The 11593-nt window shown below is 39.7% G+C and carries 11 protein-coding genes and 1 pseudogene; 4 read left to right on the top strand and 8 right to left on the bottom strand.

Translation table 11 applies throughout. The features are described from left to right. The first annotated feature begins 72 nt into the window (after positions 1-72). Both NSQ19_RS05340 and NSQ19_RS05335 read left to right on the top strand, forming a co-directional pair. On the top strand, positions 73-1791 hold the full coding sequence (locus NSQ19_RS05340; protein ID WP_340703171.1) for an Rqc2 family fibronectin-binding protein: 1719 nt from the start codon (positions 73-75) through the stop codon (positions 1789-1791). Between the two features lie 180 nt (positions 1792-1971). Continuing rightward, positions 1972-2946 (top strand): bile acid:sodium symporter family protein, encoded by a 975-nt coding sequence (locus NSQ19_RS05335; protein ID WP_340702528.1) that lies wholly within the window; start codon positions 1972-1974, stop codon positions 2944-2946. A 44-nt stretch (positions 2947-2990) separates the two neighbouring features. Here NSQ19_RS05335 and queE read toward each other — a convergent pair whose 3' ends face one another. The 3 genes and pseudogenes from queE to NSQ19_RS05320 form a co-directional block, all read right to left on the bottom strand. Further along, positions 2991-3716: a 7-carboxy-7-deazaguanine synthase QueE gene (gene queE, locus NSQ19_RS05330; protein WP_340702527.1), complete on the bottom strand. Its 726-nt coding sequence runs from the start codon at positions 3714-3716 to the stop codon at positions 2991-2993. Continuing rightward, positions 3706-4197 (bottom strand): 6-carboxytetrahydropterin synthase QueD, encoded by a 492-nt coding sequence (queD, locus tag NSQ19_RS05325; protein ID WP_340702526.1) that lies wholly within the window; start codon positions 4195-4197, stop codon positions 3706-3708. The genes queE and queD overlap by 11 nt, the downstream gene beginning before the upstream one ends. A 257-nt stretch (positions 4198-4454) precedes the next feature. Continuing rightward, positions 4455-4693 (bottom strand): annotated as a pseudogene (locus NSQ19_RS05320) (IS5/IS1182 family transposase); the annotation flags it as partial. A gap of 207 nt (positions 4694-4900) precedes the next feature. On the opposite strand from NSQ19_RS05320, the gene NSQ19_RS05315 reads away from it, so the two are divergent. Together NSQ19_RS05315 and NSQ19_RS05310 are read left to right on the top strand one after the other, a co-directional pair. Further along, positions 4901-6211, top strand: a complete 1311-nt coding sequence (locus NSQ19_RS05315) for a transposase family protein (RefSeq protein WP_013858128.1) — start codon at positions 4901-4903, stop codon at positions 6209-6211. 392 nt (positions 6212-6603) lie between these two features. Next, positions 6604-7140, top strand: a complete 537-nt coding sequence (locus NSQ19_RS05310; protein ID WP_340702525.1) for a hypothetical protein — start codon at positions 6604-6606, stop codon at positions 7138-7140. A 242-nt stretch (positions 7141-7382) separates the two neighbouring features. Here the strand turns inward: NSQ19_RS05310 and NSQ19_RS05305 are convergent, their stop codons facing one another. The 5 genes from NSQ19_RS05305 to NSQ19_RS05285 all read right to left on the bottom strand — a co-directional run bounded on the left by NSQ19_RS05305 (position 7383) and on the right by NSQ19_RS05285 (position 11582). Next, positions 7383-7595 (bottom strand): hypothetical protein, encoded by a 213-nt coding sequence (locus NSQ19_RS05305; RefSeq protein WP_340702524.1) that lies wholly within the window; start codon positions 7593-7595, stop codon positions 7383-7385. Positions 7596-7787: 192 nt separating this feature from the next. Then, positions 7788-7970 carry an aspartate/glutamate racemase family protein gene (locus tag NSQ19_RS05300; RefSeq protein ID WP_207368482.1) on the bottom strand — a complete coding sequence of 61 codons (183 nt, stop codon included), beginning with the start codon at positions 7968-7970 and terminating at the stop codon, positions 7788-7790. A gap of 42 nt (positions 7971-8012) precedes the next feature. Continuing rightward, a complete protein-coding gene (locus NSQ19_RS05295; RefSeq protein WP_237342293.1) occupies positions 8013-9236 on the bottom strand; it encodes an MFS transporter in 1224 nt (407 codons plus the stop codon). Beyond that, positions 9226-10521, bottom strand: a complete 1296-nt coding sequence (locus NSQ19_RS05290; protein WP_340702523.1) for an ATP-grasp domain-containing protein — start codon at positions 10519-10521, stop codon at positions 9226-9228. Before NSQ19_RS05290 ends, NSQ19_RS05295 begins: the two co-directional genes overlap by 11 nt. Next, on the bottom strand, positions 10518-11582 hold the full coding sequence (locus tag NSQ19_RS05285; RefSeq protein WP_340702522.1) for a YqcI/YcgG family protein: 1065 nt from the start codon (positions 11580-11582) through the stop codon (positions 10518-10520). The genes NSQ19_RS05290 and NSQ19_RS05285 overlap by 4 nt, the downstream gene beginning before the upstream one ends. Between the last annotated feature and the right edge of the window lie 11 nt (positions 11583-11593).

Here is an 11593-nt window from a genome sequence, read left to right as displayed (position 1 = left end):
ATGATATAATTTAACATGCCAACGACCGGCGCAATGCTTAAAACATTGCGCGAAAGAATTGAGGAATGCGATATGTCATTTGACGGATTATTTACAAGAGCGATGGTAAAAGAACTTGTTGATACGATAAAAGGTGGGCGGATGAACAGAATCCACCAGCCGTACCAGAATGAACTGGTCCTTGTGGTGCGTGCAAACGGAAAAAACAGGCGGCTGCTTTTGTCAGCACACCCGGCCTATGCGCGCATTCAGCTGACGGATGAACCGTTTGACAACCCGCAGGACCCGCCGATGTTTTGCATGCTTTTAAGAAAACATCTGGAAGGTGCCGTGATCGAGGATATTCACCAGGCCGGCCTTGACCGTGTTGTTGTCTTTGACATCAAAAGCCGGAACGAAATCGGGGATATTTCCTTTAAACAGCTGTACGTGGAAATCATGGGCCGCCACAGCAATATCATCTTGGTCGACAAAGAGCGGAACCTGATCATGGACAGCATCAAACATGTCCCGCCGGCTGTTAATACGTACCGGACGATTCTCCCCGGGCATGAATATGTTATGCCCCCTGAGCAGCACAAACGGAATCCGCTTGAAGCAACAAAAGAGGATGTCATCGCAGCGCTCGACTGGAACAGCGGGAAAATGGACAAGCAGATTGTCGCGCAATTCGCCGGGGTCTCCCCTCTTTTGGCAAAAGAGATCATGCACCGGGCGAAATTTTCGAATCCGGAAACGGTGACGGACGCGTTCTTGTCCGTTATGGAGCCGATTAAAAAGTTTGACCTCCAGCCGGTGATGATCATGGGCGCACAAAAAGAATCATTTTACATGATCCCGCTTGCGTCCCTTGAGGGCGAAACCAAAACTTTCCCGACTTTAAGCGCGCTGCTTGACCGTTTTTATGCCGGGAAAGCCGAACGTGACCGCGTCAAGCAAAAAGGCCATGATCTTGAGCGGTTTGTGAAAAATGAACTGGAGAAAAACGAAAGCAAAATCAAAAAGCTGGAAGCCACGCTTGAGGAGGCGCAAAATGCCGAACAGTTCCAGCTGTACGGCGAACTTTTGACAGCAAATTTGTATGCCGTGAAAAAAGGAATGGACAAAGTGAAAGTGCAAAACTATTACGATGAGAACGGGGCAATGGTTGAGATTCCGCTTGATCCACTGAAAACCCCTGCGGAAAATGCGCAAAGCTATTTTTCCCGCTACCAGAAAGCGAAGCATGCGCAAGTCGCAGTGCGTGAACAGATCAAAAAAGCCCGGGATGAAGTGCTGTATTTTGAAAACCTCCTCCAGCAGCTTGAAACAGCCTCACCGAAAGATATCGGGGAAATCCGCGAAGAGCTGGAAGAAGAAGGCTATTTGAAAAAACGGCACAGCCGCGCCCGGCGGAAAAATGCAAACAAAATCGCTCTCGAAAAATACGAGGCTTCGGACGGCACGGAAATTCTTGTCGGAAAGAACAACAAGCAAAACGATTATTTGACAAACCGGGTAGCCGCCCGCGATGAAATCTGGCTGCACACAAAAGACATTCCCGGGTCGCATGTTGTCATCCGCAGCAAAAACCCGGCGCCGGAAACGATTTTGGAAGCCGCATCACTCGCCGCCTATTTTAGCAAAGCGCGCCAGTCCGCTTCCGTCCCGGTCGATTATACGAAAGTGCGCTACGTGAAAAAACCGAACGGCGCAAAACCCGGATTTGTCATTTACGAGAACCAGCAAACCGTTTATGTCACACCGGATACCGACAAAGTGCTGGCCATGAAAAAAACGAAGGATGCATGAAAAACACGGAATATGTTGTAAACAGCGCAGGCCCAGGCATTGCGCTGTTTTTTTTGGTAAAAAAATGTTTTCGGAAACGAATGATCTAAATAAATCCCAAAATATTGAAATGGCTGCCTTGATTTATTTTGTCAGATATTCTATCATTTTAGAAAACAATTTATATTTGGAGGTCTTCACATGGCAACTTTAGAAAAAATCAGCGCGTTTGCAGGGAAAACGTTCACCGTATGGGTGCTGATTTTTGCAGTCATCGCTTATTTTTTGCCCCAGCATTTTGCGTGGATCGGGAATTATATCGTACCGTTATTGGGCATTGTCATGTTTGGGATGGGGCTGACGCTTGAATTATCAGATTTCAAAGAAGTTTTCAAAAAGCCGCTTGAGGTGGCGCTCGGCGTCATCGGCCATTTTGTCATCATGCCGCTTATTGCTTTTCTGCTTGCAGTCGGGCTCAACTTGCCGAAAGATATTGCTATCGGCGTCATTCTTGTCGGCTGCTGCCCGAGCGGAACGGCTTCGAACGTGATGGTGTTTCTCGCGCGCGGAAATGTGGCGCTTGCTGTTGCGATCGCCTCCGTGTCCACGATTCTTGCGCCGATTGTCACACCGCTGTTAATCCTGCTGTTTGCCAGCAAATGGGTGCATGTCAGTGTATGGTCTTTATTCCTTTCGGTTGTGCAAGTGATCATTGTGCCGCTTTTGCTCGGATTTATCGCGAAAAGGTTTTTCGGCAAACAGGCGCGCGCCGGCGCAAAAGCGATGCCGCTTGTCTCGGTTGTGGCAATTGTGCTGATTGTAGCGGGAGTGGTCGCCGGAAGCGCCGAAAAAATTGCACAAACGGCTTTACTCGTTTTTGCCGTCGTCATTTTGCATAACTTGCTCGGGTTTATCATCGGCTTTTTCTTCGCCCGTTTGTGCGGGATGGACCTTGCCAAGCAAAAAGCGGTTTCGATGGAAGTCGGTATGCAGAATTCCGGGCTCGGCGTTGCTCTGGCCACCGCGCATTTTTCCCCGCTTGCCGCCGTCCCGAGCGCCATTTTCAGCGTCTGGCACAATTTATCCGGTTCGTTGCTCGCAAACATCTACAGCCGAATGAAAGATAAAAAGGCAGTCAATCCCGACACAAAACCGGCCGCAAGCCAGCATGTGTGAGAAAAAGAGGGGCTGCCCTGCGTGCGCAGGCCGGCCCTTTTCTCTTATACGCCCCGTTTGTTCCCCCACACCAATGCATGCAATTGGGGAAGGACATAAGCATCATTCATTTCTTCTGCCTGCAAGGCCAGATTGATCAGCCATTCATATCTTCCGGTCAGCATTTTCGCTAATGCATCCCGGTCAGGCAAAGTAACATCCGGATTGCCGACTTGTAAATAGAAGGGAACAGGCGGATAGCGTTTATGGATCTTTTTGGCGTAATCAAAATCCTCCTCGTCGAAAACGACAATTTTTAAGCAACAATGGCTCCCCGCCATTGTTAACTGGCCAATCATCCAATCCAAAGCCTCAAAATCTGTGTCCATGCCGGAACTCGGCGGTTTTGGCGAAATGGTCACATCATCAACGTCCGGAAGCCAATTTTGCCAGCGTGATCCCTGTGTCTCAACTGCTGTGCGGATATGATGCGTTTTCAGCAAATCAACCAGTTCGCCAAGGCCTTTCAACAAAAGTGGATTGCCTCCCGAAATCGTGACATGGCTAAAGTTTTCTCCTCCTGTTTCTTTCAGCTTCTGGAAGATCTCCTCCGCCGTCATCAGCGCAATCCGGCCTTTTTCCTCCCCGTTCCAGGTAAAAGCAGAATCGCACCAGCTACAGGCATAGTCACACCCGGCCGTGCGGACAAACATGGTTTTCTTTCCGATGACCATTCCTTCCCCTTGTATCGTTGGACCAAATATTTCGATCACCGGAATTTTACTTACCATCTGTTTCTTCCTCCATCCATTCCCGTTTCATCGTTGCATAACTTTTTGGTGTTTCATAGAGTACCAGTTCTTCCAATCTCGCTCCCCGGTCTTTGTAATCTTTTTGCCGGTTAAGCCGGTTTTCAATCTCTTCCCACATCCAGACTACCATATTTTCCGCAGTGGTGTTCATGGGCGGAAGGACGTTGTTCAAATATTGGTGATCCAGTTTATCCTCAACCGCTTCCTGAAATATCTTTTTCAGATCGCCAAAGTCTATGCTGATACCAATTTCATTTAAGTACGCACTGCATGTTATTTTTACTTTGTATGTATGGCCGTGCAGGCTTTTGCATTTTCCTTCATACAAATGTAAATGATGGGCAGCATCGAAAGTAAATTCCTTTGTTACAGCTGTTCTCTTATGATGATACTTCAATTGCTCTTTCCGAATATCTTTTCCAAATATCTGGACCTTCTCCGGAATGTGATATTCACTCAACGTTAACATCCTCTCCTGATCATTGCTTATTTCTCTATTATAATGGTATTCTGGAAAACCAGAAAGATTTTGGAATTCACCTTTGTCTTTTTCTAAGCTCGGAAACCATAGACTAGTCTGCGCATTTTTTTGCCGGGTGTACTTCAGTGTTTCATACTTGGCGTCGTAGTGTCATAACGATAAGAATATTTTTATCAAAGCCCTCTGATTCCGGCTTTGTACGCAATTACGAATTGGTTCCCATACAAGTAAACCTTTATATGGTCTGATAGAAGAAAGCCACAGTTTAGTTTAAAAGCAATATCTTCATTAGCTGTTTCACAAGGTCTTTGATCGTTGGGATTCGTTCAACACTCCGAATAAAAACAGAGATCACCACGGCTGCATAGTTTAATTCTTCAGGGGCGCCAAGATTGGATTTCTTAGAGATGGCATGGCAGATTTTATCCAAATTTATATCTGAAAAAATGGCATCGTAACGATGGGTAGGCTCCATTTCATATACAGCTCTGAGGAGTAAAAATTTTTCGTGATAATTTAAATATACCTCCCAAAAATGCGGCTAAATATGTAATAATTTAAATAATTAGAGCTTACTGGACGAATATTTTGGCATTGCTTACTGACAAATCGGATACAAGCTAATATTCGATTCGTTCAGCAAGCCCTAATTAAACTTCGCTGTTTTGAGGGGGTTTTTATTTTGGTTACTAGAAAAGAAAAAAGAAATCGTGAAAAAGAAGCAAATTATTTTTTCGAGTTCCTTAAAATTCAGAAGCATTTTTTCAAAGACCTGATGAATAACCTAAAAAAGGTAGCAGACCACCGACATCAAAGCTATATCACTTATGGTCCAGAGGTCCTTTTATTTACGATGATGTTGAAAAATATGACCGGCCTAAAATCCATGAGAAACATGAGTGAGAGTTTTAATAAAGAAGAATGTATTAAAAATGTAGGGAAGGTGTTAGGCTTAGATTCTCTTGAAGAACTTCCACATTATGATACAATTAACGACTTTTTATCTGGCTTAGATGTAAATGAATTAGAAAAAATTAGAACGTATATGATTAAAGAATTATTGAAAAAAAGGTCTCTCGAGTCTTATCGAATTGAAGGAAAGTACTGGGGTGTCATCATTGATGGAACTGGATTACACACCTTTCATGAGAAACATTGTAAACACTGCCTGAGACGGGCATATACAAATAAAGAAACAGGAGAAACGAACGTACTTTATATGCACCATGTACTTGAAGCCAAGCTTGTCGTGGGGGATATGGTCTTCAGTATTGCCTCCGAATTTATCGAAAATGAATCAGAAAATGTTTCTAAGCAAGATTGTGAATTAAAAGCCTTCGACAGGCTGGCAAAGAAAATAAAAAAAATATTTAAAAGACTACCGATTTGTATCTTGGGAGATAGTCTCTATGCATGTGAAACGGTATTTAATCTGTGCAGGGCGCACAAATGGAAATATATATGCAGATTTAAGGAAGGGAGAATTAAAAGTATCTCGACGGAGTTTAAGGCAATAAAAGAGCTGGAACAAAGTAAGGATCAGAATTCATTAGTTTGGGTGAATGATATTGCCTACAAAGACAGAACGGTCAATCTGATGGAGGCCACAATGAAAACAGAGGATGGGAAATCGAAAGAGTATGTATTTATAACGGATATTAAAATCACGAAAAAGAACGTGGAACGACTCATCGCTGCAGGAAGAAGCCGCTGGAAGATTGAAAATCAAGGATTTAACGAACAAAAAAATAATCGTTACAATATAGAACATGCCAATAGCCAAAACTACACAGCCATGAAAAATCATTATTTATTAGTTCAAATAACAGATATTATTAGACAGCTGTTTGAAAAAGGTTCGTCAATCTTAAAAGCACTCAAAAAAACGGCAAAAGAAAAATCCTCAAATCTGTTGGAATCGTTTCGGACACGCATTTTAACAGACGAGGATTTCACCCATTTAAGTAAGCCAATACAAGTAAGGTTTACTTAATGGTTATATTATAGCAAAGGATGTGATGTAAAAAAAGGTTTTTTTGAAGTTATCCACAATTTTAAAAAAGAAATTTGCAAATTCGGCTCTTTTTGACTTTGAAAGCAGAAAAAATAGATGGAAAAATTTTCTAAATGTGGATAAGTCATTTTATCATAAAACATCTAAAAATTGATGAATTTACTCTTCAGAACTGGTTTCATATAATTCCTGGATGCCAAAAAAACTTATTTGTCGTATAATGGTCAAAGGGAAGTCCCTCCTGTCTTTTTGGTTTTCTCGACAATTACCATTAAACAAGACTTGGGGAGGTACTTCCTTTTTTGTGTTCTGAAACCCTTGGAGCGCAGGGACTTTAAACTATAAAATTCATTCAATTTCGTATAGTATTAATGCACAGTAAAACCATTTATATCGAAGAAGGAGGATTTACAATTAAAGCATTTTTGATATTTTTAACCTCTATATCATTAATAATGCTAATGACAAATGGATGTACTACCTCTAAACTAAAGACGGGTAGTATTGGCAGTGGTCAATCAAAAACTGAAGGTTCTTTTCCTGAATTCACTTTAAAAGTAAAAATCATTAATCATGCAACAGATCAAAATAGGTTTTTGTTAGGTATAGATAGATATGGATTTGAAAACTCTAAAATCGCTGTCTTTCCATCAGCATCCACCCAAATTGTAGACGATAAGTTTAATATCCGGGTCAAAGATGGTATCAAATATACATTAAGCGTTTGGCCTACAAATATGACTCGTAAGGATTATAGAAAGAATTTGCAGAATAAAGATAAGCTGGCTGGAAAATCAAGTAACAATGCTCAAATAGAAAAAAGCATTACATTCGTTGCTTCAAAGAAAAAGCCCACTTTAACCATCATAATAAATAAGAGGGATCTAAATGAAGACAATCAAAAATAGGAATTTTATTAGATGCCATACAACGAGAAATCCTTTTAAGCACGAACAAAGACTGGCTGCGGAGAAAGTTAATAGTTAATATATGCAGGCAAACAACCATCCAATGGTGTAGCTGTTATGGCGGTAGGAACCTGGGTTGCGGTAAAGCGGAAAGCGAAAAAAATCTTTCTTAAAAAAACAATGCACAAGAAGCTTTTGCAACCTCTTGAGCATTGTTTTAGTCCTCTGTGCAACTGTTCAGTTTACTTGTCCGTCTTTACAAGATGTATGACGTCATCTGCGAGTTCACCGTCTTCATCTACATAGGATAGCGACATATGCGAACTGTCTTCCAGTTTCATTACAACGGTATATTCTTCATCTTGTTGGTCTTTTATTGGGGCACGCAAGTAGACAAGTTTTGTCCGAGTTGCGGTAAACCGGTGGAGCCCGGGCAAACACAGCCATCGCAGCACGCAACTGCATCGGTTACCAAACTTTTGCAGAAATTAAATAAAAAGGTTGCCTTAATTGTAGCAGCAACTGTGGTCTTGATGCATGGATCACAGTTGTATCAAGAAACGTAATCTCTGCGTCCTCTTGTTTGACTAATAGCCCAATTTCCGTACAGCCCAAAATAATGCATTCCACCCCTAATTTTGCGGGCTTTAAATCACTTTTTTCGTCTTCTGCAATTCACCAACACAGAGCGCTTCATAAATGATTCGGTTGACTTCCGCACGGTCCAGTTTATCCGGCAACAAGATTTGAATGTCATTCGCTTCTATTCTCGATGTGTAAAAAATTTCGTCCATGGGATACTTTGTGCCAAGCAGACCCACCTTGCTCATTTTGGACTGTTTGTTTCCTTCGCAGTTTCTTTAGCGTAAGCCTTAAACCGTCGTTTTTAAAGACTCTATATCTAATTTTACTTTTTCCACATTTTTACTTTCAAAATAGTATACAACTGTTAAAAGTAGGACAACGCTTATTCCCATAATCCCAAACAAAGCGCCGGAATGATTATTTCCTATCCATTCAAGGGGAATAGCAAGAATTAAAGGAGTGGCCGCTTTAGTAATTTGTAATACAAGAGTTGACCGACCAGTCCAAACGACGGTTTCTTCTTTTATAAAAATGTGATCAAACATAATTTGTCTTTGAAATATTCGAGAACGATTAAATACAAACCCAAGACATAATGCACACAGGATAGATATAAACCATGAGTTAACAAAACCAAGAGACAAGTCAATAAGAGCAAGTAATAAGAATATATAAGTAGGAATATACTTTTCGTATTTTCCAATTAAAGTGGCAAGCAACGCTCCTACCCCCGCTGCCGAACTTACCATACCATATTCCGAGGGATCCCACTTATGAACATCGTGATAAATAATTGGAATAAGAAAGTTAAATGAGGCTAACTGGACAGTGAGTATCCCTATCGCAACGATCGTCAATGTTAATACTAGAGTATTACTTTTTAAATTAGTTATTGGCGTTCTCTCAATATGTAATTGTTGTTTTTCACCATTGTCATTCTGATTGTTCTCTAATCTCTTTGTAAAGAAAGAAACAAATATACCGATGCCAAGAGAAAAAATTAATGCACAAAGAATATAAGTAAATCCACCCATATTTAGCAAAAACCCTGCAATAGCGTTCCCTCCAAAAGCACCAAATTGGATTGAAGTTTGAAGTAAATTGGATGCTTTTTTAGATGTTATTTTTCCTTTTAAAACTAATTGAGACATGAATGTTTCTAGGCTCTGAGTAGATAAAAATAGTATGACGGAAAAAATGCCAGCAAATATATATAGACTGTTAACGCCAATATGTTTAGCGTTAAACAGACTATACAAAGCTACAATAATACCGATCCCCCTACATATGCTAAAAATTAGAAGTGGAGAGTTCTCTATTAACTTTCTCAATTTCGAGAAATATTTTTGTAGAATAAACGGTAATATACTCATTAGAGCTAAAATAATACCAAGTTGGGTTACAGATCCTCCTCTGTCTAATATTGTCCAAGTAAGAGTAACGGTCAGCATTCCTTCTCCACTTAAAGTAAGGGCTAAAACAATGATAAACGGAATATTTTTAATATACAAATGTCTCACCTTCCTCCTTTTCAGCTACCACCTCTAAATCAAGTTCTTTTTCCATATTTTTGGCTATTTCAATCACTTTCAATCTATCCTCTGGAGAGCTGTACTTATATCTCACTGAGAGTAAACCTGTAATATCAAATCCATTCGGAGCACAAGAAATGGTTTGACCGACTGAGGCTGTTGGATAATAAGCCCGAAAATAGGGAGAGTCTCCAGCTTTCCCAACATTGTTCTTTTTAACAAGCCCATTTTTATAAATAAATTTAATACAGGTACTAGCTTTCGGAGAGTTTAAGCGTCTACTGAATAGATGAATACCTTGATTATCATCGAATATACTTGAAATATGTGATCCAACTAAATCAATGTTGTATACATCTCTGATATTCCGATATACATGGCCCCCACTAATTCTTACGCTAAATTCTACTATTTTAAAACGACCCTCATTGTCTTTTCTCAATTCTACATTTAATAAAGTTTCCCTTAGGTTCAGAAATTTTGTTATCCTTTTTAGAATAGTAACAATTTCCTTTTCGCTTTCAGCGGTCCCCGCAAAAGGAAGTGTATATTCGTCTTCTTCGAAATATGGACCTTCCATTCTCTTTTTATTGTGTATACCTCCCAAATGGAATTCTCCATTTATCACGACTCCGTCAACTGTGACTTCATCTCCCGATAAAAATTCCTCAATTAAAGCGAGTGACTCTGAATTTTTGTTATAATAAAAGCCTCTTTTAGTTTGCCTAAGATTTTCTAGATCTTTAAAAGCCTCTTTTAATTGTTGTTCACTTTTTATTAAAGAAACGTTTGAACTAGATGCTGCCAAAGTAGGCTTTAATATAAATGGAAATTTAATTTTTTTTGATACTAATATAGCATCCTCTAAGGTATCCACTTTATAATAATACGGTGTGGGTAGATTGTACTTTGACATGAATGCCCTTTGCTTTGATTTGTCTCTGCAGATTTTAGCGGCATCAGCAGGGATAAATTGATTTCCAAAACGTTCATTGAGTTGTGCAGTAAGAACAATATCCGTTTCTTGAAATGTGACAAATTTGCTTACACCATATTGTTTTGCAACTTTATATATTTCTTCTAATAAAACTTCTTGATCCTCTTCTTCGATGAGATGCACATATTGAAATCTGGGGTCATCTAAAGCATTGTGAATAGAAGTCCATATGTGAATTTCTTCTACCAAACGTCCTAATGTTTCAATGTGATCTTCTTGGATCTTATATCCCTTACGCATAATCAAACCTATTTTTCGTCCGTTCATGCTTCAATTCCTACTTTCTCATTGTTTGGAGTAACGTACTCTAATGCAATAATATATAAGCAACCATTTGAACCTGCAATTGAGGAATGTTTCGTATTAGCAGGTAAGAGTATTCTGTCTCCTGGCTCACAATGTAGCTCTTTTTCACCTACACGGAAGATTATATCTCCCTTTATGATTAATAAAGTTTCATTTGTTGGATGAGTATGTGTCTTGTGCTCTCTATAAGGAGTGTCTCTTTGTACCTCTACTGAGCCAGTTTCAGGTAGGAGTTCGAATACAGCAGCTTCTAAATCAACTTTATTTCCTTTTAAATATTTTACTTGTTCCAATGTTACTCTCTCCTCTTTTTGTAAATGATGGAATGGGCATTTATCAATATTTTGAACATCATTGCTTTCCGGAATAAAATATTGCAACCATTCTTTGTTGTTTTTATTTCCATATGTTCCTAAGTATGGATATTCAGGTATGCTATCATACTTACTTATAAGTTCTCTTACAATTTTCTTATACTTCTCTCCTTTTGGAGTTAATAAACCCATCTTGTCAAAAACCCATCTTGGTTGAAAAGTAATCATAAAAGTACCAGCATGGCGGCTTTTTCTTAATGAGTGTGCCGGAGTATTGCATACAACAAAAATTGGTTCCCCACCAAATGAAAATTCCCAATGTGCATCATTTGTATTTTGGGGAATATTATCTGGCCAAGGTTGTGGATCAATTTTATGTAGAGTATTTAGTATATTCCAAAATATCGCTTCGTATTCTTCAATACTTTTATCCGTATCAATGTTAAAGAACGATACGAATGACGTATAATTTCCTAATTTCTTTGCTATTCTTAGATAATTTAATAAAGAACCACCTAAAAGTTTGATTGATTCAGTATCAACATCCGGAAAGAAATCAAACTTTAATTCGTTTCTTTGAAATCCACTCGCTCCAAATACACACGGGAACTTAGGATCCTTACTTGTCAGGTCCCTGGAAAAATCATAAAAGACCTTTCTCCTCCAATCTTTTTCGCTTAATTCCATAATTTCGCTTTTTTCAAACATATCTACCCCTC

Source organism: Weizmannia sp. FSL W8-1119, from assembly GCF_038008605.1.
In the GTDB taxonomy this organism is placed as follows: Bacteria; Bacillota; Bacilli; order Bacillales; family Bacillaceae_C; genus Weizmannia; species Weizmannia coagulans.
The sequence above is the reverse complement of the archived record's forward strand: the minus strand, read 5'-3'. Positions and strand labels throughout refer to the sequence as shown.

What these genes read in the sequence shown, in the direction of transcription:
- NSQ19_RS05340 (WP_340703171.1), top strand. Translation starts at nt 73, where the DNA reads ATGTCATTTGACGGATTATTTACAAGAGCGATGGTAAAAGAACTTGTT.
- NSQ19_RS05335 (WP_340702528.1), top strand. Translation starts at nt 1,972, where the DNA reads ATGGCAACTTTAGAAAAAATCAGCGCGTTTGCAGGGAAAACGTTCACC.
- queE (WP_340702527.1), bottom strand. Translation starts at nt 3,716, where the DNA reads ATGGTAAGTAAAATTCCGGTGATCGAAATATTTGGTCCAACGATACAA.
- NSQ19_RS05310 (WP_340702525.1), top strand. Translation starts at nt 6,604, where the DNA reads ATGCACAGTAAAACCATTTATATCGAAGAAGGAGGATTTACAATTAAA.
- NSQ19_RS05300 (WP_207368482.1), bottom strand. Translation starts at nt 7,970, where the DNA reads ATGAGCAAGGTGGGTCTGCTTGGCACAAAGTATCCCATGGACGAAATT.
- NSQ19_RS05290 (WP_340702523.1), bottom strand. Translation starts at nt 10,521, where the DNA reads ATGAACGGACGAAAAATAGGTTTGATTATGCGTAAGGGATATAAGATC.
- NSQ19_RS05285 (WP_340702522.1), bottom strand. Translation starts at nt 11,582, where the DNA reads ATGTTTGAAAAAAGCGAAATTATGGAATTAAGCGAAAAAGATTGGAGG.